16 protein-coding genes are annotated in these 21,456 nt (G+C 56.1%); 3 read left to right on the top strand and 13 right to left on the bottom strand.

Features of this window, described 5'->3' with window-relative positions; translation table 11 throughout:
- The first annotated feature begins 73 nt into the window (after nt 1-73).
- Nucleotides 74-898: a MurR/RpiR family transcriptional regulator gene (locus tag DSD31_RS05165; protein ID WP_004866980.1), complete on the top strand. Its 825-nt coding sequence runs from the start codon at nt 74-76 to the stop codon at nt 896-898.
- Between the two features lie 68 nt (nt 899-966).
- Here DSD31_RS05165 and eno read toward each other — a convergent pair whose 3' ends face one another.
- From eno to rlmD, 5 genes are all read right to left on the bottom strand, one after another.
- On the bottom strand, nt 967-2,262 hold the full coding sequence (gene eno, locus DSD31_RS05160) for a phosphopyruvate hydratase (protein WP_004866982.1): 1,296 nt from the start codon (nt 2,260-2,262) through the stop codon (nt 967-969).
- Between the two features lie 80 nt (nt 2,263-2,342).
- Nucleotides 2,343-3,980, bottom strand: a complete 1,638-nt coding sequence (pyrG, locus tag DSD31_RS05155; protein ID WP_004866984.1) for a glutamine hydrolyzing CTP synthase — start codon at nt 3,978-3,980, stop codon at nt 2,343-2,345.
- A gap of 223 nt (nt 3,981-4,203) precedes the next feature.
- Complete coding sequence (gene mazG, locus DSD31_RS05150; protein ID WP_004866986.1) at nt 4,204-4,995, bottom strand: nucleoside triphosphate pyrophosphohydrolase; 792 nt, start codon at nt 4,993-4,995, stop codon at nt 4,204-4,206.
- 137 nt (nt 4,996-5,132) lie between these two features.
- Entirely contained in the window at nt 5,133-7,370 is a 2,238-nt protein-coding gene (relA, locus tag DSD31_RS05145) for a GTP diphosphokinase (protein WP_004866987.1), read from the bottom strand.
- 109 nt (nt 7,371-7,479) lie between these two features.
- Nucleotides 7,480-8,784, bottom strand: coding sequence for a 23S rRNA (uracil(1939)-C(5))-methyltransferase RlmD (rlmD, locus tag DSD31_RS05140; protein ID WP_015585861.1), 1,305 nt, complete (start codon nt 8,782-8,784; stop codon nt 7,480-7,482).
- A gap of 168 nt (nt 8,785-8,952) precedes the next feature.
- Here rlmD and barA point away from each other — a divergent pair, with 168 nt between their 5' ends.
- A complete protein-coding gene (gene barA / locus DSD31_RS05135) occupies nt 8,953-11,706 on the top strand; it encodes a two-component sensor histidine kinase BarA (protein ID WP_032718171.1) in 2,754 nt (917 codons plus the stop codon).
- Between the two features lie 89 nt (nt 11,707-11,795).
- Here the strand turns inward: barA and DSD31_RS05130 are convergent, their stop codons facing one another.
- The 8 genes from DSD31_RS05130 to syd all read right to left on the bottom strand — a co-directional run bounded on the left by DSD31_RS05130 (nt 11,796) and on the right by syd (nt 20,484).
- A complete protein-coding gene (locus tag DSD31_RS05130; protein WP_004866992.1) occupies nt 11,796-12,935 on the bottom strand; it encodes a glycerate kinase in 1,140 nt (379 codons plus the stop codon).
- 70 nt (nt 12,936-13,005) lie between these two features.
- The gene (gene gudD / locus DSD31_RS05125) at nt 13,006-14,346 is read right to left on the bottom strand and encodes a glucarate dehydratase (RefSeq protein WP_113990866.1); all 1,341 of its coding nucleotides are present in this window, start codon (nt 14,344-14,346) and stop codon (nt 13,006-13,008) included.
- A 15-nt stretch (nt 14,347-14,361) separates the two neighbouring features.
- A complete protein-coding gene (locus DSD31_RS05120; protein WP_113991379.1) occupies nt 14,362-15,717 on the bottom strand; it encodes an enolase C-terminal domain-like protein in 1,356 nt (451 codons plus the stop codon).
- A 2-nt stretch (nt 15,718-15,719) separates the two neighbouring features.
- The gene (gene gudP, locus DSD31_RS05115) at nt 15,720-17,072 is read right to left on the bottom strand and encodes a galactarate/glucarate/glycerate transporter GudP (RefSeq protein WP_004866997.1); all 1,353 of its coding nucleotides are present in this window, start codon (nt 17,070-17,072) and stop codon (nt 15,720-15,722) included.
- 493 nt (nt 17,073-17,565) lie between these two features.
- Entirely contained in the window at nt 17,566-18,009 is a 444-nt protein-coding gene (locus DSD31_RS05110) for a flavodoxin (protein ID WP_004867001.1), read from the bottom strand.
- A 2-nt stretch (nt 18,010-18,011) separates the two neighbouring features.
- The gene (gene truC, locus DSD31_RS05105) at nt 18,012-18,806 is read right to left on the bottom strand and encodes a tRNA pseudouridine(65) synthase TruC (protein WP_004867002.1); all 795 of its coding nucleotides are present in this window, start codon (nt 18,804-18,806) and stop codon (nt 18,012-18,014) included.
- On the bottom strand, nt 18,806-19,135 hold the full coding sequence (locus DSD31_RS05100; RefSeq protein ID WP_004867003.1) for a YqcC family protein: 330 nt from the start codon (nt 19,133-19,135) through the stop codon (nt 18,806-18,808). The genes truC and DSD31_RS05100 overlap by 1 nt, the downstream gene beginning before the upstream one ends.
- Before the next feature lie 803 nt (nt 19,136-19,938).
- A complete protein-coding gene (gene syd, locus DSD31_RS05095) occupies nt 19,939-20,484 on the bottom strand; it encodes a SecY-interacting protein (RefSeq protein WP_015585857.1) in 546 nt (181 codons plus the stop codon).
- 68 nt (nt 20,485-20,552) lie between these two features.
- Between syd and queF the strand changes: the two genes are divergently transcribed.
- Nucleotides 20,553-21,398 carry an NADPH-dependent 7-cyano-7-deazaguanine reductase QueF gene (gene queF, locus DSD31_RS05090; protein ID WP_015585856.1) on the top strand — a complete coding sequence of 282 codons (846 nt, stop codon included), beginning with the start codon at nt 20,553-20,555 and terminating at the stop codon, nt 21,396-21,398.
- Nucleotides 21,399-21,456 lie beyond the last annotated feature (58 nt).

Raw genomic sequence — 21,456 nt, 5'->3', positions numbered from 1 at the left:
TTTTTAAAATGACTGGCATCGATCCCCTGCTTTCCGCCACACTAGCCACAGAGAAACGCATTAAGGATCCTGCATGTCTGAAAATGAAAATCTGCTGTTAAGGCTGCGTCAGGGCGTGTCCGGCTACAGCCCGACACAGCAAAAGCTGGGGGAGTTTGTGCTGGGCGATCCGGCAAAGGTGCTTTACCTGACGATCACCGAACTGGCGCGAGAGAGTGAGACCAGCGAAGCCAGCGTGACCCGCCTGTGCCGCACGCTGGGCTGCAAGGGCTACAACGAATTTAAGATGGCGCTGGCGCTGGATATTCAGCAGGGTCAACCAACTCAGCGCAGCGGCGATGAAATTGATAACGTGGTCAATGAATCCGTTCAGGCCTTACAGGACACCGCAAAGCTGCTCGACAGGGCATTGCTCGAACAGGCGGCTCAGGCGCTGCATCAGGCAGATGCGGTGCAAATATACGGCGTGGCGGCCAGCGCCATTCTTGGCGAGTATCTGCATTACAAGCTGCTGCGCCTCGGCAAGCCCGCGCAGCTTTTCAGCGACATGCATCGCGCGGCAATGAATGCCACCACGCTTTCAAAAAACACGCTGGTGGTGGCGATTTCCAGCTCCGGCTCCACACGGGATCTGCTGCACGTGGTGAAGCTTGCCCGCAAGCGCGGCGTGCAGGTGCTGTCGCTCAGTAACACCCCGCGTAGCCCGCTGGCTTCGCTGAGCGATATTCAGCTGGTGGCGGCAAAGCCCGAAGGGCCGCTGAGCGCAGGCGCACTCAATGCTAAAGTCGGCGTAATGCTGCTGGTGGAACTGCTGACGACCTCGCTGATTGCACTTGATGAGCACTACAGCGACGTCAACCAGCAAACGGCCAGCGCAACGCTGCCGCTGCTGCTGTAAATCGGTTAGCTTCAGATATAAAAAAACCCGCCAGGGCGGGTTTTTTAGATTAAGAGCGAAAGTCAGTCTTACTGACCTTTGATCTCTTTACGACCGTTGTACGGTGCTTTTTCGCCCAGCGCTTCTTCGATACGAATCAGCTGGTTGTATTTAGCAACGCGGTCAGAACGGCTCATAGAACCAGTTTTGATCTGGCCTGCAGCGGTACCCACAGCCAGGTCAGCAATGGTAGCGTCTTCAGTTTCGCCAGAACGGTGAGAGATAACGGCAGTGTAGCCAGCGTCTTTCGCCATTTTGATCGCAGCCAGAGTTTCGGTCAGAGAACCGATCTGGTTGAATTTGATCAGGATGGAGTTAACGATGCCTTTCTCGATACCTTCTTTCAGGATCTTGGTGTTGGTTACGAACAGATCGTCACCAACCAGCTGGATTTTGTCGCCCAGGACTTTAGTCTGGTATGCGAAGCCATCCCAGTCAGATTCGTCCAGACCGTCTTCGATAGAGACGATCGGGTACTGTTTGGTCAGCTCTTCCAGGAAGTGAGTGAACTCTTCAGAGGTGAACGCTTTGTTGCCTTCGCCGGCCAGAACGTATTTACCGTCTTTGTAGAATTCAGACGCTGCGCAGTCCATCGCCAGAGTGATGTCTTTGCCCAGCTCGTAACCTGCAGCTTTAACCGCTTCAGCGATAACAGCCAGCGCTTCTGCGTTGGAGCCCAGGTTCGGCGCGTAGCCACCTTCGTCACCAACTGCAGTGTTCATACCTTTAGCTTTCAGAACTTTAGCCAGGTTGTGGAACACTTCAGAACCCATACGTACGGCTTCTTTCAGGGATTTAGCGCCAACCGGCTGAATCATGAATTCCTGGATGTCGACGTTGTTATCAGCGTGCTCACCACCGTTGATGATGTTCATCATCGGAACCGGCATGGAGTATTTGCCCGGAGTGCCGTTCAGCTCAGCGATGTGTTCGTACAGCGGCTGGCCTTTAGAGGCAGCGGCTGCTTTGGCGTTAGCCAGAGACACAGCCAGAATTGCGTTCGCACCGAAGTTAGATTTGTTTTCAGTACCGTCCAGGTCGATCATGATTTTATCGATGCCAGCCTGATCTTTGGCGTCTTTGCCAAGGAGAGCCTGAGCGATCGGGCCGTTGACAGCGCCAACAGCTTTCAGTACGCCTTTACCCATGAAACGGGATTTGTCGCCATCGCGCAGTTCCAGCGCTTCGCGGGAACCAGTAGAAGCACCTGACGGAGCTGCTGCCATACCAACGAAACCACCTTCCAGGTGTACTTCGGCTTCAACAGTCGGGTTACCACGGGAGTCGATGATTTCACGACCGATGACTTTAACGATTTTGGACATTAGGTTTTCCTCAGTACAAGTTAAACTAAAACTCCAGACAAACAATGCACCCGAATGGGTGCATTGCCGTTCTAACTCTTTTACTTCGCCTGACGCTTTTGATACTCGCTTGCCGCTTTCACAAAACCTGCAAACAGCGGATGGCCATCACGCGGCGTCGAAGTAAACTCCGGATGGAACTGACAAGCAACGAACCACGGGTGATTCGGCACTTCGATGATCTCGACCAACTGATCATCCCCGGAACGGCCCGCAACACGCAGGCCCGCATTTTCAATCGGTTTCAACAACATGTTGTTGACTTCATAGCGGTGACGATGTCGTTCAGTGATGGTCGGCTCGCCGTACAGCTGGCGAACCAGGCTCGCGTCGTCCAGCTGGCACTGCTGCGCGCCCAGGCGCATGGTGCCGCCGAGGTCGCTCTTCTCAGAACGCACTTCAACGTTGCCTTCTTCATCACGCCATTCAGTAATGAGTGCCACTACCGGGTACTTACAGTCTGGCACAAATTCTGTGGAGTTGGCGTTTTCCATCCCCGCTACGTTGCGCGCGAACTCAATCAGCGCAACCTGCATACCCAGACAAATACCCAGATATGGAATGTTATTTTCACGCGCATAGCGCGCAGTGGCGATCTTCCCTTCAACACCGCGGTAGCCGAAGCCGCCAGGGATCAGGATAGCGTCCAGATTCTTCAGAATTTCGACGCCGCGCGTTTCCACATCCTGCGAATCAATCAGCTTGATGTTCACGGTCACGCGGTTTTTCAGACCACCGTGTTTCAGCGCTTCAATCACGGACTTGTACGCGTCCGGCAGTTCAATGTACTTGCCGACCATACCGATCGTGACTTCACCTGCCGGGTTAGCTTCTTCGTAAATCACCTGCTCCCATTCGGCCAGGTTCGCTTCCGGACAGTTTAAGCTGAATCGTTTACAAATATAATCGTCCAGCCCCTGAGATTTCAACAGGCCTGGAATTTTATAAATGGAATCGACATCTTTCAGAGAAATAACAGCCTTTTCCGGAACGTTGCAGAACAATGCAATTTTTGCACGTTCGTTGGCCGGTACCGCGCGATCGGAGCGGCAGATCAGGATATCTGGCTGAATACCGATGGAAAGCAGCTCTTTTACGGAGTGCTGGGTCGGTTTGGTTTTGACTTCGCCGGCTGCCGCCATATACGGCACCAGGGTCAAATGCATAAACAGAGCATGCTCGCGACCGATTTCTACCGCCATCTGACGGATAGCTTCGAGGAACGGCAGGGATTCGATATCACCGACGGTACCGCCGATTTCAACCAGCACCACATCGTGACCTTCACCACCGGCAAGCACGCGCTCTTTAATCGCGTTAGTGATGTGCGGGATAACCTGTACGGTTGCGCCCAGATAGTCACCGCGGCGCTCTTTACGCAGAACGTCGGAGTAAATACGACCCGTGGTGAAGTTGTTGCGGCGGCTCATTTTGGTACGGATGAAGCGCTCGTAGTGACCCAGGTCCAGATCGGTTTCAGCGCCGTCTTCAGTAACGAACACTTCCCCGTGTTGGATTGGGCTCATGGTGCCCGGATCGACGTTGATGTACGGATCCAGTTTCATCATGGTTACGTTAAGCCCACGGGCTTCGAGAATAGCGGCCAGGGAGGCTGCGGCAATGCCTTTACCCAGAGAGGATACGACCCCGCCGGTCACAAAAATATAGTTCGTTGTCATGCTGAACCTGAGAAGTTAGGGTGAAACGATGGAATAACCAGGACGGGAAAGTAGTATACCCGAACACGACGAGCGCCACAAACTTTCATTCTCCGTCTCCTTTCCAGGTCATGACAAACATAAGGAGTGAGAAAATAGCCCCTTTTGGGTAAATGTTTTTGACGCAAATCAAGCGCTTGTCATTTAAAAAATCACACAAATAGCGCTTGATCGCAAAATTTCGTTAGAGATCAGTTTCCTGGCGTTTTACCTCTTGCCACACTTCTTCCATGATATCGAGGTCTACGCCGGTCATTTCCAGCCCGCGAGCGGCGACAATTCGTTCAACTTCCCGGAAACGACGTTCGAATTTCAGGTTCGCTTTCTGCAAGGCGACTTCAGCTTTTACCCCTAAATGGCGGGATAAATTGACCGTTGCGAACAGCAGATCGCCCATTTCCTCCTCCAGTTTAGCTTCATCTACGACCGCCTGCTGCGCCTCGTGCATGACCTCATCGATCTCTTCATGCACTTTATCCAGCACCGGGCCGAGCGACGTCCAGTCAAAGCCTACCGCCGAACAGCGACGCTGAATTTTATGCGCGCGCATCAGCGCCGGCAGGCTGTGCGGAATATCATCCAGCGCGGAATGCTGCGCCTTTTGCGCACGCTCAGCGCTTTTGATTTGCTCCCAGCGTGCCAGCACTTCGGCGCTGTTGCCGGCAGTCGCATCGCCGAAGATATGCGGATGACGGCGCTCCAGTTTGTCGCTGATGGCGGCACAGATGTCGTCAAATGCAAAGCGGCCCTCCTCCTGTGCCATCTGGGCGTAGAACACCACCTGAAACAGCAGGTCCCCCAGCTCGCCACGCAGATCGTCGAAATCTTCACGGGCGATGGCATCCAGCACTTCGTACGTCTCTTCAAGGGTATACGGGGCGATGGTGGCGAAGGTCTGCTCTTTGTCCCACGGACAGCCGTTTTCCGGATCACGCAGGCGTTTCATAATGCCAAGCAGGCGATCGATTTGGGTCATAGTGTTTCCTTGCAACATATTGGTTTTATTTACCTTCCCCGGATAAAACACGGGGAAAAATCAGCGAGGTTCGCGGATAAAAGACGCGCAAAACCCGCTCTCCGTCGGAGAGCGGGTCAGCATGGGAGGAAAAGCGGTTAGCCACCGTGCAGGCGGCGGGCATCAATCACATCCGGAACCTGATTCAGTTTCCCGAGCACGCGGCCGAGGACCTGCAGGTTGTAGATTTCAATATTCATATCGATGGTAGCCAGCTGCTGTTTGGTGTCACTGCGACTGGCCACGCCAAGCACGTTCACTTTTTCGTTGGCAAGAATGGTGGTGATATCGCGCAGCAGGCCGCTACGATCGTTTGCTACCACGCGGACGACCAGCGAGTAGCCTGCGGAGTAGCTTTCTCCCCAGACCGCGTCAACGATACGCTCCGGGGCGTGCGATTGCAGCTCAGCCAGCTGATCGCAGTCCGCCCGGTGAACGGAAATCCCCCGCCCCTGGGTGATGAAACCGACAATCTCGTCGCCTGGAATCGGCTGACAGCAGCGGGCGATGTGGTGCATCAGGTTGCCCACGCCCTCCACCACGACGCGACCATTGTCTTTGCTGCGATTCTGCGGCGCCCAGGTTTTCTGCTGCAGTTGTTTCAGCGCCGCCGCATCCTGCTCTTCGGCGCTCGGCTTATTAAACTGCGCCTGCAGGAAGTTGACCATCTGGTTAAGGCGGATATCTCCGCCGCCAATGGCCGCCAGCAGCTCATCCAGCTCATTGAAGTTGTAGCGCGGCAGCAGATGCTTCTCTGCCTCCTTGAGGCTAATCCCCAGGTGCTCAAGCTCATCATCAAGAATCTGCCGCCCGGCGAGAATATTCTTGTCGCGATCCTGCTTGCGGAACCAGGCGTGGATTTTGGAACGTCCGCGGCTGGTCGTGACATAGCCGAGGTTTGGGTTCAGCCAGTCGCGGCTTGGGTTTGGCTGTTTCTGGGTAATGATTTCAATCTGATCGCCCATTTGCAGCTGATAGGTAAAGGGGACAATGCGCCCGCTGATTTTGGCGCCGATGCAGCGGTGGCCGACGTCGCTATGGATATGGTAGGCAAAGTCGAGCGGCGTGGAGCCGGCAGGTAAATCGACCACGTCGCCTTTTGGCGTAAAGACGTACACCCGATCGTCAAAGACCTGGCTGCGCACCTCATCGAGCATTTCGCCGGAGTCGGCCATCTCTTCCTGCCAGGCGATCAGCTTACGCAGCCAGGCAATACGATCTTCATAGCCACGTCCGCCGCCTGCCGCCGCGCCGGCACCTTCTTTGTACTTCCAGTGCGCGGCGACGCCCAGCTCCGCATCTTCATGCATCTGCCGGGTACGAATCTGGATCTCCACCGTTTTACCGCCCGGCCCCAGCACCACGGTATGAATCGACTGATAGCCATTTGGTTTGGGATTGGCAACGTAATCATCGAACTCATCCGGCAGATGGCGATAGTGAGTGTGTACTATCCCCAGTGCGGCATAGCAGTCCTGCAGGCGCTCCGCGACAATACGTACCGCGCGCACATCAAACAGCTCATCAAAGGTGAGGTGTTTTTTCTGCATTTTGCGCCAGATACTATAGATATGCTTCGGCCGGCCGTAGACTTCAGCCTTTACGCCTTCGGTTTTCATTTCTGAACGCAGATGACCGACGAACTCTTCAATGTAGTGTTCACGATCGATGCGACGCTCGTGCAGCAGTTTAGCAATCCGCTTATATTCGTCGGGATGCAGGTAGCGGAAGCAATAATCTTCCAGCTCCCATTTCAGTTGACCAATGCCTAAACGGTTGGCCAGCGGGGCGTAGATATTGGTGCACTCTTTTGCCGCCAGCACGCGTTCGTCTTCGGGCTCATCTTTGACTTCCCGCAGGTGGGCGATACGTTCGGCCAGCTTGATGACCACGCAGCGGAAGTCGTCGACCATCGCGAGCAGCATGCGGCGAATATTATCGACCTGCTCGGATGAGACCGAATCGGTATGGGTGGCTTTAAGCTGGCGAATAGCCGCCATATCGCGCACGCCGTGAATCAATGTCACGACGGACTTACCGACGCTCTCCTGCATCACCTCTTCGGTGACGACATTGCCATCCGCCAGCGGAAACAGCATCGCGGCCCGCAGCGTATCGATATCCATGCTCAGTGTAGAAAGGATTTCCACCATCTCGACACCGCGCCATAACAGCAGATCCGCTCGAGGATGTCCCTGCGTTTTCTCGCGACAATAGTCCCAGGTTTCGGCTAAGCGTTCACACGACTGCTGGCTGGAAATTCCCAGACTCGCGATCCATTTCTTCGGGTCAAATTCACCAGCTTTATTTAAATGTGCACTTCTTACCGCAACCATTGTCCTCTCCTTAAGGGACCTGGCCTGCCGAAGTCGGCAAGCCTCAACGTTGACACTTCATCCTTCAGTACGCCGGGGGGTTGGCTGCCTCGGCCTGATCCGAACGATTCTATGTATCTCTGTGCTCAAACAACACCATTGATTCCAGATGTCCGGTATGCGGGAACATGTCCAGCATTGCCAGGCGTTGAATCTGATACCCCGCCTGCAGCAGCAGGTCGCTATCGCGCGCCAGGGTCGCCGGATTACAGGAGACATAGACGACGCGACGCGGGGCAAGTTTTATAATGTGTGACATCACGCCCGGCGCTCCGGCTCGCGCCGGGTCGAGTAATATTTTATCAAAACCATGCTGCGCCCAGGCCTGGCGGGTCACATCTTCTTCCAGATTTTCATGAAAGAATGTCACGTTGTGCAGCTGATTGAGCGCGGCGTTTTCCCGCCCTTTCGCAACCAGCGCCGGGACGCCTTCAACGCCCACGACATTGGCCGCACGCGTAGCCAGCGGCAGGGTAAAATTCCCCATCCCGCAGAACAGATCGAGCACCCGATCCTGAGGCTGAATATCCAGCCACGCCAGCGCCGTTTGCACCATCAGCTGATTGACGCCATCGTTCACCTGGATAAAGTCGCGCGGACTAAACATTAAGCGTAGCCCGTCTGAGGTATACCATGGGGCTTCCCCACTAATATGTTCCAGTATCTCGCTTTGCGGCGCCAGGTACAGAGCGAGACCGTGAGATTGCGAAAATCGTTCCAGTTTTTCTTTATCGCCGGCCGGTAATGCTGCCGTGTGGCGCAGGACCATCAGCGGGCCATTGTCCGCCAGCACCAGCTCGACATGCCCGAGCTGACGCGTTGATTTCAGGCCGGACAAACACTCGCGCACCGCTGGCAGCAATGCCTCAAGATCGGGCGCCAAAATGGGGCACTGCACCACATTGATAATGTCGCTGGAGCCAGCCTGGCGAAAGCCCATCTGTAATTGTTGGGTCTTTGGCTGATAATTCAAGCTCAGACGTGCGCGCCGGCGATATCCCCACGGCGAAGCGGCTATAATGTCGTCGACATCCCGCTTCATCAGCCGGGCAAGCGCTGCGCGTTTACTTTGCTGCTGGAGCTCAACGCTGGCATGCTGTTGCTGGCAGCCGCCGCAGGTACCGAAATGCGGGCAGCGCGGCGTCTGGCGCTGCGGGCTGTCATTAAGACGGCGTTTTACCTGCGCCCGGGAGTACTGTTTTTTGTCTTCAACCACGACAACTTCAGCCTGTTCCTGGGGCAATAAGCCATTAACAAATAGCGCTTTACCATGGTGACGAGCAACGCCCTGACCAAAGGGGTCGAGGTCATTGACTGTTACGGTTATGATCTGGCGCGTCGTCACACGCCGTTTTGCAGAGTAGAATTGCGCCATCGTAGAGATTTGTCTCAATCAAATAAACTGACTCTATACACGAGTCCATTCAAGGTGCGTCAGGGCAGCCGGTAAGCGTTCCCGGCGGCGAAGATCGGCCCGTCGCCGAAACCGCCAACGCAAAGGCACTTGATGGATGAAGAGTATATTCTCCCATAACGGAACCGCATGACCAACTACAGCCTACGTGCTCGCATGATGATTCTTATCCTGGCGCCAACCGTACTGATCGGTTTGTTGCTCAGTATTTTCTTCGTCGCGCATCGCTATCACGACCTGCAGCGTCAGCTGGAGGACGCCGGGGCCAGTATTATTGAACCCCTGGCAGTCTCCAGTGAATATGGCATGAATCTGCAAAACCGCGAGTCTATCGGCCAGCTGATTAGCGTGCTGCATCGCCGTCATTCCGATATCGTACGCGCTATTTCCATTTACGATTCGCAAAACAAGCTGTTCGTCACCTCCAATTTTCAGCTCAATCCCAGCGAGCTACGTCTGGAAAATGGGGAAAAATTTCCTCGCCAGCTGAGCGCGGTGCGCAAGGGCGACGTCATGATTTTGCGTACGCCTATCGTCTCGGAAAGCTATTCACCCGATGAATCGCCGATGACCGATGCCAAAATGCCCGGCAACATGCTGGGCTATGTCGCCCTCGAACTGGATCTCAAATCGGTGCGACTGCAGCAGTACAAAGAGATTTTCATCTCCAGCGTTATGATGCTGTTCTGTATCGGCATCGCGCTGATCTTCGGCTGGCGCCTGATGCGCGACGTCACCGGGCCGATCCGCAATATGGTGAATACCGTCGATCGTATTCGTCGCGGCCAGCTCGACAGTCGCGTCGAAGGGTTTATGCTCGGCGAACTGGATATGCTGAAAAACGGCATCAACTCCATGGCCATGTCGCTGGCGGCCTACCACGAAGAGATGCAGCACAATATCGATCAGGCGACCTCCGATCTGCGCGAAACCCTCGAGCAGATGGAGATTCAGAACGTTGAGCTGGATCTGGCGAAGAAGCGCGCCCAGGAAGCGGCCCGCATCAAATCAGAATTCCTCGCCAATATGTCTCACGAGCTACGAACGCCGCTCAATGGCGTCATTGGCTTTACCCGTCTGACCCTGAAGACCGATTTAAATACCACTCAGCGCGACCACCTCACCACTATCGAGCGCTCGGCGAACAACCTGCTCGCTATCATTAACGACGTGCTGGACTTCTCGAAGCTGGAAGCGGGTAAACTGATTCTCGAGAGCATCCCGTTCCTGCTGCGTAATGCGCTGGATGAGGTCGTGACTCTGCTGGCGCACTCCGCCCACGATAAGGGGCTGGAGCTGACGCTGAACATCAAAAATGATGTTCCGGACAATATTATCGGCGATCCTCTGCGCCTGCAGCAGATCATCACCAATCTGGTGGGCAATGCCATCAAGTTTACCGAACATGGCAATATTGATGTGCTGGTCGAGCAGCGAGCGCTGAGCAACACCAGCGTACAAATCGAAATTCAAATCCACGATACCGGGATCGGGATCCCGGAGCGCGATCAGTCCCGTCTGTTCCAGGCGTTCCGCCAGGCCGATGCCAGTATTTCCCGCCGCCACGGTGGCACCGGGCTCGGGCTGGTGATAACCCAGCGGCTGGTCAAAGAGATGGGCGGCGATATCTCATTCCACAGTCAGCCGAATCGCGGCTCCACGTTCTGGTTCCATATCAACCTCGACCTCAATCCCAACGCGGTTCAGGAGAGCCCGTTAACCCACTGTCTGGCGGGTAAAACGCTGGCCTACATCGAGGCCAATGCGGCGGCGGCGCAGTGCACCATGGAGCTGCTGACGACCCTGCCGCTGGAGGTGGTGTACAGCCCGACATTCTCCGCGCTGCCGGAAGCCCACTACGATATCCTGCTGGCCGGTCTTCCGGTATCGATGCGTGACCTGAGCCAGCAAAAGGATAACCTGGCGAAAGCCTGCGCCATGGCCGACCACTTACTGCTGGCGCTCCCCTGCCATGCGCAGATCAATGCCGAAACCCTGAAGCAAGATGGCGTTGCCGCCTGCCTGCTCAAACCGCTGACCGCCACGCGGTTAATCCCGGCGCTCACCGCCTCCTGCCGGGCCAGGACCCCGATCGTCCTGCCCCATTCTGACAGTAGCAAGCTGCCGATGACGGTGATGGCGGTGGACGATAATCCGGCGAACCTGAAGCTTATCGGCGTGCTGCTGGACGATCTGGTCCAGCACGTCACGCTGTGTGATAGCGGCCAGCGTGCCGTAGAGCAGGCCAAGGAGATGCAGCTGGATCTGATTCTGATGGATATCCAGATGCCGGATATGGACGGCATTCGCGCCTGCGAGCTGATTCGCCACCTTCCTCATCAGCAACAAACGCCGGTGATCGCCGTCACCGCCCACGCGTTTGACGGGCAAAAAGAGAAGCTGATGAAGGCCGGGATGAACGACTATCTGGCAAAGCCCATCGAAGAGGATAAGCTGCACAACCTGCTGCTGCGCTATCAGCCGGGAAGGCATACCGCGCCGCTGCGGGCAGCGGAGCCTGTCGAACCGCCCATCGACTACAACGTGACGCTCAACTGGCAGCTGGCGCTACGCCAGGCCGCCATGAAACCGGACCTGGCGCGGGAGATGCTGCAAATGCTGATCGCCTTTATGCCAGAAGTGCGTAATAAAGTGGAAGAGCAGCTGGTTGGCGAAGAGCCGGAGGGGCTGCTGGATTTGATTCATAAGCTTCACGGAAGCTGCAGCTATAGCGGGGTGCCGCGGCTGAAAAAGCTGTGTCAGACCCTTGAAAGCCAGCTGCGCGCCGGAACCGCCGCCGAAGATCTGGAGCCGGAGCTGCTGGAATTGCTGGATGAAATGGATAATGTCACGCGGGAAGCGTGCAAAATGCTGGGCATATAAATCCCCTTCTCCGGATAGCGCGGTGCCTGTCCGGGCGGCCATGTAAACGGCATCGCCCCGGCAGGCATCACGCGACCGGGAAAACCGTCTTACCGCTTGCGTCCCATGTTCAGCACCGCGGCAACATTCCTCGCCGTCATGCGCACGTTATCTGCCGCGTTCTCCAGCGCCTCCTCCAGCGTACAGACCGAATAAATCACGCTGAATACCGCATCCAGCCCGTGCCGGTGAACAATCCCCACGTCCGCGGTCAGGCTGCCGGCAATAGCAATAACCGGTACGTTATAGCGCTGCGCAACCTTTGCTACCCCCACCGGCACCTTGCCATGGATCGTCTGGCTGTCAATGCGCCCTTCACCGGTAATCACCAGGTCTGCGTCCGCCACCAGCTCCGCCAGGTGCAGCGCATCGGTCACAATCTCAATCCCCGGACGCAGCCGCGCGCCACAGAAAGCATACAGGGCGGCGCCCATACCGCCTGCCGCGCCACCGCCCTCAAGATGAAGTACGTCGACGGCTAAATCGCGTTGAATGATGCGCGCATAGTGCGCCAGCGCGCGGTCGAGACGGACAATCATCTCTGCCGTCGCCCCTTTTTGCGGCCCAAACACCGCCGTAGCGCCTTCCGGACCCGTTAGCGGATTGGTCACATCGCAGGCCACATCGATGCGGCAATCGGCCAGACGGCTATCCAGTTCGCTCAGATCAATTCGCGCCAGCTGTTCCAGCGCTCCGCCGCCGGAGGCAATCTGCTGATTATCCGCCGTCAGTAACTTTCCGCCCAGCGCCTGCACCATTCCGGCGCCGCCGTCATTCGTCGCGCTACCGCCGATACCGATAATAATCTGCTGTACGCCGGCATCCAGCGCGTGGCGAATCAGCTCCCCGGTTCCCCAGGTGGTCGTTAACAATGGATTACGGCACGCCGGCGGGACGCTTTCCAGTCCGCTGGCCGCCGCCATTTCAATAAAAGCGCAGCGCTCATCGCCGGAAAGGCCGTAAAAAGCGTCTACCGGTTTGTTCAACGGACCGGTAACCGTAACCTGCACCAGACGCCCCTGAGTGGCGGCAACCATCGCTTCGACGGTCCCTTCGCCGCCATCGGCAACAGGCAACTTGACATACTCCGCATCAGGATAAATCTCCTGAAAGCCCGCTTCTATCGCCGTCGCAACATCCAGGGCACTCAGGCTCTCCTTGTATGAATCCGGTGCAATCACTATTTTCATCCGCTGTCCTTAATATGAACAAACACCCGGTAGCAAAACCATTCCGGTTCCCGCAGGAACCGGATTTTCCTTAGCGCACCATACACGGACGCTTATTATCAAACGTCCAGTTCGGGATCAGATACTGCATTGCCATCGCATCGTCACGCGCGCCCAGCCCGTGCTTTTTATATAGCTCATTCGCCTGCATCACGCGGTCCATATCCAGCTCAACGCCGAGGCCCGGAGCGGTGGGCACCTGCACCATACCACCTTTGATCTCAAAAGGTTGTCGGGTCAATCGTTGATTCCCTTCCTGCCAGATCCAGTGGGTATCGATGGCGGTAATGTTGCCTGGCGCCGCCGCCGCAACGTGGGTGAACATCGCCAGCGAGATATCGAAATGGTTGTTGGAGTGCGAGCCCCAGATCAAACCAAATTCATGGCACATCTGCGCCACGCGAACCGATCCCTGCATGGTCCAGAAGTGCGGATCCGCCAGCGGAATGTCCACCGATTGCAGAGACAACGTATGTCCCATCTGACGCCAGTCGGTGGCAATCATATTGGTGGCCGTCGGCAGGCCGGTGGCACGGCGGAACTCCGCCATCACTTCGCGGCCCGAGAAGCCCTGTTCAGCGCCGCAGGGATCTTCCGCATAGGCCAGCACGCCTTTCAGCTGTTTGCCAATTTTGATGGCTTCATCCAGGCGCCAGGCGCCGTTGGGATCGAGCGTCACGCGCGCCTGCGGGAAACGTTTAGCCAGCGCCACAATCGACTCCGCCTCTTCTTCACCCGCCAGCACGCCGCCTTTGAGTTTGAAATCGTTGAAGCCATATTTTTCGTAGGCCGCCTCCGCCAGACGCACGACGGCGTCCGGCGTCATAGCCTCTTCATGACGAAGCCGGTACCAGTCGCACTTCTCATCGCCCTGACTTTGATAAGCCAGCGGCGTGGCATGACGGTTACCGACGAAGAACAGGTAGCCCAGCATTTCGACTTCGCTACGCTGTTGGCCATCGCCCAGCAGAGAGGCGACGTTGACGCCCAGATGCTGCCCCAGCAGATCCAGCAGCGCGGCCTCAATCCCGGTGACAACGTGAATGGTGGTACGCAGATCAAAAGTTTGCAACCCGCGGCCGCCGGCGTCGCGGTCGGCAAAGCGGCCGCGTACCGCCCCGAGGACGTTTTTATACTCGCCGAGCGCTTTCCCGACGACCAGCTCAGCGGCCTCTTCCAGCGTCTGGCGGATTTTCTCTCCGCCGGGGATTTCCCCTACGCCGGTATGGCCTGAGTTATCTTTGATAATCACAATATTGCGGGTGAAATACGGGGCATGGGCTCCGCTAAGATTCATCAGCATACTGTCGTGGCCGGCAACCGGAATAACCTGCATCGCGGTGACGACGGGGGTAGAAAACTGCGTGGTCATGATGAAATCCTTTTGTTATTGATTGGCGACAGCGGTGCGGCCGAACACGGGACGCTTGCGGTCAAATTTCCAGCCGGGGATCAGATACTGCATCGGCACCGCGTCATTACGCGCGCCTCCCGGCAGCGCCTGATAGGCTTGATGGGCTTTTTGCACCTGCGCCCAGTCCAGCTCGATACCAAGGCCTGGCACATCCGGTACGGCAATCTTGCCGTTCTCAATCTGCAGCGGATTTTTGGTCAGGCGACAGTCGCCTTCCTGCCAGATCCAGTGAGTATCAATTGCCGTCGGGTTGCCCGGCGCGGCGGCGCCTACGTGAGTAAACATCGCCAGTGAAATGTCAAAGTGGTTGTTCGAGTGACAACCCCATGTCAGCCCCCAGTCATCACACAGCTGGGCGACTCGCACCGCGCCGGAGAGCGTCCAGAAGTGCGGATCGGCTAAGGGAATGTCTACCGCGTTGAGCATCACCGCGTGCCCCATTTCCCGCCAGTTGGTGGCAATCATATTGGTGGCGACCGGTAGCCCGGTGGCACGACGAAATTCCGCCATCACCTCCCGCCCGGAGAAGCCCTGCTCGGCGCCGCACGGATCTTCCGCATAGGTCAACACATCCTGCAGGCCCTTGCACAGTTCAATCGCCTCATCCAGCAGCCAGGCGCCGTTCGGGTCGACCGTAATACGCGCATCCGGGAAGCGTTTTTTCAGCGCGCGTGCGCTCTCTATTTCCTGCTCGCCGGGCAAAACACCGCCCTTAAGTTTGAAATCTTTAAAGCCGTAGCGATCTTGCGCGGCCTCGGCAAGTCGCACCAGCGCAGCGCTGTTCATCGCTTCCTGATGGCGCAGGTGGTACCACTCATGATGTCCAGGGGTAGCGTCCAGATAAGGGAGATCCGTTTTATTTCGATCGCCGATATAAAAGAGATAGCCCAGCACGGTGACCGCATCACGCTGTTTACCTGGTCCCAGCAGTTCGCAAACCGGGACATTAAGCGCTTTACCTAGCAGATCCAGCAGCGCGGCCTCCAGCGCCGCGACCGCGTTGACCCGCAGCTCAAAGGTCCAGGCCCCCTTGCCAAAGGTGTCAAAATCCGCCGCCTGGTTGCCTTTATGTACCTGCTGAACCACGTTATTCAGACGGGCGACCTCTTTTCCCAGCACCAGCGGAATAGCGTCCACCAGCGTCTGATAAATAACGTCACCGCCGGGCGCCTCGCCGACGCCGGTATTCCCCGCATTGTCGGTCAGTACCACGATATTACGGGTAAACCAGGCACTATGCGCCCCGCCGATGTTCAGCAGCATGCTGTCGTGACCGGCCACCGGAATGACTTTCATATCGACAATCGTCGGACTGGATTGAGTGTTCATCATTAGCGCTCCGCGACCGGTTTAAGCTCAATGCGTTTGATATCGCCCACCAGCACCAGATAGCTCAGTACCGCCACCAGCGCATGCACCCCGACGTAAATCAGCGCGCCGTTGAATGAGCCCGTCGTTCCGACGATGTAACCAATCGCAATTGGCGTCACGATGCCGGAGATATTGCCGAACATATTGAACAAGCCGCCCGACAGACCGCTGATCTCTTTCGGCGCGGTATCGGCCATCACTGCCCAGCCGAGGGCGCCAATCCCTTTGCCGAAGAAGGCCAGCGCCATAAAGCCGATAATCATCCACTCCACGTTAACGTAGTTACAGAACACCATAACCATCGACATCAGCATGCCTGCCACAATCGGGGTTTTACGGGCAATATTGAGCGAGCCGGTGCGACGCATTAACCAGTCGGAGATAATTCCGCCCAGCACACCGCCAGCAAAACCGCAGATTGCCGGCACCGAGGCGACAAATCCGGCCTTCAGAATCGACATGCCGCGCGCCTGCACCAGGTAGACCGGGAACCAGGTGATAAAGAAGTAGGTCAACGCGTTGATGCAGTACTGACCGATATAGATCCCGACCATCATCCGGGAGCCAATCAGCTGTTTGATCTGCCCCCATTTTTCGCTAAGCGGGACTTTTCGGCTATTTTTCTTCTGATCCATGTTGATCAGCGCGCCGCCTTCGGCAATGTACTCCAGCTCTTTTTTGTTTACGCCGGGATGCTGGTTCGGTTCATGGATGACTTTCAGCCATACAAAACTGATGACAATCCCCAGCCCTCCCATAAAGAAGAAGACATGCGACCAGCCCACTTCATGGGTTAACCAGCCCATGATGGGCGCGAAGATCACGGTGGCAAAGTATTGCGCGGAGTTGAATATCGCCACCGCGGTTCCTCTTTCCTGCGCCGGGAACCAGGCCGCGACGATTCGGCTGTTGCCTGGGAACGAGGGCGCTTCCGCCAGCCCGACCAGAAATCGCAGGGTAAACAGCGCGATAATAATACCGAAGCCGCTAAAGATATCGACGAAGCCCTGCAACAGGGTAAACATCGACCAGATGAAGATAGACCAAAAATAGACCCGTTTTGAACCGAAGCGGTCCAGCAACCATCCGCCGGGGATCTGACCGATAACGTAGGCCCATGAGAACGCGGAAAAAACGTAGCCCATACCCACCGCGTCCAGGCCAATATCCTTGGCCATTTCCGAACCGGCTATCGACAGCGTTGCGCGGTCACCGTAGTTGAAAGAGGTGACGATAAACAACATCACCACTATCCAGTAGCGGGCATTGGTGCGTTTTTCCGCGCCGCTAGCCGCCTGACTTAATGTACTCATTGTTGCACTCCTGAATCATAGCCGTTAGCTACGTTCATTCTGAATGGCACAACCTGTAGGGTAGTCAGAATGACGCGTTTGAGTTTTTCATTGTTTTCGTTATATCTGGCGTGCTGCCTTTTTAACTGGCAGGGAAAGTATAAAAAGAGGACCTGACCGGCTCACCGTGCATACACACAGCTTTAGCGGAGATTTAGAAATAGATTTATGGCTTATGCCTGACTGGATGGGGGATAGTTCACGGAAATGAAAAGCGGGCGCAAGGAACAGCGGAAATCGCAGGACAAACGACAGGAGTGTGAAATGCTTCACTTGACCCGGTGGAAACTCCCGGAAAAAACCGCCCGCGTGAACCGCTTGTCGTGCAAATGCCCGATGCCCGGGACAGGTAAAAGGGTTAACATTTTATTGACCGTTTATCTGGCACTGGCATCAGGAAGTGACGCCCTCTATGTAGGGAGAGGGCGCAACTTTTATCCGTTGATGGATGGGTTTATTCGAGCAGACTCGCCCACTGTTCAACCCATGGGTTAGACACGCTCTCGGGTTCAGGGTCTTCGCTGGCATCGATCATAAGCATGTCGCCGATACGTCTGGCGCCCTGCTCCTGCAGCAATGCATCGAACGTCTTACCGCCGCCGCAAAAATTAGCGTAGGTGCTATCGCCAAGCGCGATAATCCCGTAACGCAGGTGCGGTTGATACATGTCTTTCATCCCTTCATACAGCGGAACGATGCTGTCCGGCAGATCGCCCTGACCGGTGGTGGACGTGACTACCAGCACATATTTGCCGCTATACGGTTCCCAGTCCTGAATTTCCGGGTCTTCGAACACCTTTGCTTTATGCCCCAGGCCGCTCAGAATGGCTTCAGCCTCTTCGGCCACCAGCAGCGCGTTTCCATACATCGTGCCTACAAAAATACCGATATCTGCCATGATTATCTCCCTGAATTGACCTCAATCTCTTCATCCTGACCGCTGTCGTCAGCAAACTCAACCCTTTCATTTAGCGGCAGAAGACCGCGCCAGCCAAACTGCGACAGCGCCCGCATCCAGACGTCGTCAAGGCCCGCACGGATCGTCAACGGCTCGCCGGTAAAGGGATGCGTTAACGATAGCTGGCTGGCGTGAAGCATCAAGCGGTCAACGGAAAAATGCTCTGCGGCGCTGCGGTTTTGTCGGAGATCGCCATGTTTACTGTCGCCGATAATCGGGTGACGTAAATGAGAAAGGTGGCGACGCAGCTGGTGTTTACGCCCGGTTTTAGGCTCCAGCTCAACCAGGCTATAGCGCGTTGTCGGATAACGTCCGGTCGCCACCGGCATTTCGACGGTCGCCATTCCGCGATAGTGCGTGACCGCCGGCTGGGGCTCTTTATCGTCACGAGCAAATTTATCGGCGATCTTATCCAGCTCTTCTACCAACGGGTAATCCAGTACCGCTTCGTCGGTCAACCAGCCGCGCACCACCGCGTGGTAGCGCTTTTGCATCTGATGCTGCTCAAACTGCTGAGACAGGCGCCTTCCCGCTTCGCTCGACAGCCCCATCAGCAGGACACCCGATGTCGGGCGGTCAAGGCGATGGGCGGTAAACACGTGCTGACCAATCTGGTCGCGTACGGTTTGCATCACCACCACTTTTTCATCGCGGTCCAGCCAGCTGCGATGAACCAGCCAGCCGGAGGGTTTGTTCACCGCCACCAGCCATTCATCCTGATAGATAATCTCCAGCATCAGGCGTCATCACCGGCAAACAGCGTATCCAGCAGCAGCAGCTCCGCCAGCACCCGCTCGCGCAGCGGATGGGCGGCATCGAGAGCCATCTCATAATAGGGGGCGACGGCGAAATTCTGCGGCAAGGGCTGCTCGCTATCGAGTAAGTGGTGCATACGAGGAATCAGGACCCACTGCAGCCACTCCAGCGGTTCAAGCGTGTCCATACAGAAAGGCTGATCGCTGGCAAAAGCGCGGCTTTCCGGCGCATTGTCTTGCCAGTGGTCCGTTTCGCGCAGCAGCGCTTCAAGGGCGTGCAAACGCTCGCGCACGCTAAGGTGAAGAGTCATGGGAAACCTCGATGAGTTGTAAACCGGACGCAGGATAGCAAATACAGCAGCGAAAACTACTCAAAATCATGGCGCCGTCGCCCGTCCAGTCAGGACAATGCGTGCGCGGCCATGCGTCAGAGCGGCATGGGCCAGACAGGTTGCGCCAGCCTGACCTGAAGCATCGCCCAGACAATTCGCCTTTCGCCAACGGCCACCGCCAAAGGTGATGCGCTAAAAACAGGCATAAAAAAAGGGAGCACTGTATAAACAGTGCTCCCGGTTCGTTTCGCAGCAATCCAGCTACATTGGTGCTCCCTGCTCGTCCATGAAAACTTTTCCTGAGGTCTCCTGACCATGTTCATCCATAAACTTGTGCATCCTGCTTCCACACCACCCCGATGCGAAATCACTTATCCTTAAGTCTGTCCCGATCTTCCTGATCCACCGTTCATCATGAGCGGCTCACGTTCTCCATCCTGGAGGTGTCCTTTACGCGTTCCTGCGTTATCCTGCGCTTCATCCTGAAGCCTGTCCTTGCAACGCCTTCCCGGCGGGTCCTGCATGAAGAGTCATCATCCTGATGTTCACTTCATTTCGCGACTCCCTGTCGACACACATAGGATCACTGATTCCGCTTCGTCTTACAAGCCTTCTTAAGAGAATCTCTTAAGGTTAATCCCTGGCTAAAAAGGCGAAACAAAGAATAACTCACTGAATTATATTGATTTACCAGAAATAAAGCCGCGAAAAATTGGCTTAAATGATGACGATCTCTTACAGGTCTTGTAAGAGATCTCTCACAAACGGGTGGGGAAAATGGATTACAGCACCGGCTCAAGCTGGTCAAGGAAGCTCGCCAGAGAAGGCGAAAGAATTATCCGTTTGCGCGTGCCGAGCGTCTCTTTGAGCACTTCGCCGCTCAGGTTGCACACCGAAATGACCTCCAGCTCGCTCTCGAGCGTGGCGATAAAAAGCGTTGGCGACAGCTTCAGCCGTTTTTGTACCACCAGGTGGCCGATTAAATTCTCCTGCACGCGCCGGAAGTCATCCGGACTCCAGGTTTGCAGCAGCAGCATCGTCTCACCGGCAAAGCGCGCGGCCATATCGCCGGCGAACTGAGTGGTATAATAACTATGAATCGGCTGTTGTATCACAATATCCAGCGCCCGTTCAACCGCGCTGATATTTTGTTCTGCGGTAAAGGGCTGCGGCTGCCAGTAAACGGCGTCGTCATCCGTCGCGCTGATGCAGGGTGACGGTACGCCATAAAGCTCTTCGCTACGCGGCAGGCTGGCGCGCTGCTGCTGCCAGGCAGCGCAATAACGTTGGGTGAAGGCTTGCAGCGCTTCTGCGGTTTGATAGTCCACCGGTTTCTCTCTTCACGTCAGACAGGATACACTTGGCGTATAGTGTACCCGCTTTACTATGGTGAAACATGTCTTCTTACGATAATCATCAGGCGCTTGCCGGCCTGACGCTCGGTAAATCAACCGATTACCGCGATACTTACGATGCCTCGCTGCTTCAGGGCGTGCCGCGCAGCCTGAACCGCGATCCGCTGGGCCTGCACGCGGACAATCTGCCTTTTCACGGCGGTGATATCTGGACGCTGTACGAACTCTCCTGGCTTAACGCTAAAGGGCTACCGCAGGTCGCCGTGGGCCATGTTGAACTCAATGACACCACCGTGAACCTGGTAGAGTCGAAGAGCTTTAAGCTCTATCTCAATAGCTTTAATCAGACCCGCTTCGCCGACTGGCAGGAGGTCGAGGCGACGCTGACGCGCGATCTCAGCGCCTGCGCGGAGGGGGAAGTGCAAGTGTCATTGTATCGTCTCGATGAACTCGAAGGCCAGCCGGTCGCACATCTGCACGGCGCCTGCATCGACGATCAGGATATTGAAATCGATAACTACCAGTTCAGCGCCGACTATCTGCAGGATGCCGCGAGCGGCAAAGTCGTCGAGGAGACGCTGGTCAGCCATCTGCTGAAGTCCAACTGCCTGATCACCCATCAGCCGGACTGGGGTTCGGTGCAAATTCAGTATCGCGGCGCCAAAATCGATCGCGAAAAGCTGCTGCGCTACCTGGTGTCCTTCCGTCACCACAACGAATTTCACGAGCAGTGCGTAGAGCGCATCTTCAACGATATTCTGCGTTTCTGTCAGCCGGAAGCCCTTTCCGTTTATGCGCGCTACACGCGACGCGGCGGTCTGGACATCAACCCGTGGCGCAGCAACACCGATTTTGTTCCGGCCATCGGTCGCCTCGCTCGTCAATAGTCAACATTTTCACAATTTGCGTGCGTTAACCCGCGCGCAAGGTTGTGAAAACGCCACC

The sequence above is a fragment of the Klebsiella sp. X13 genome (assembly GCF_003323835.1).
GTDB classification, from domain to species: Bacteria; Pseudomonadota; Gammaproteobacteria; order Enterobacterales; family Enterobacteriaceae; genus Klebsiella; species Klebsiella ornithinolytica.
The sequence above is the reverse complement of the archived record's forward strand: the minus strand, read 5'-3'. Positions and strand labels throughout refer to the sequence as shown.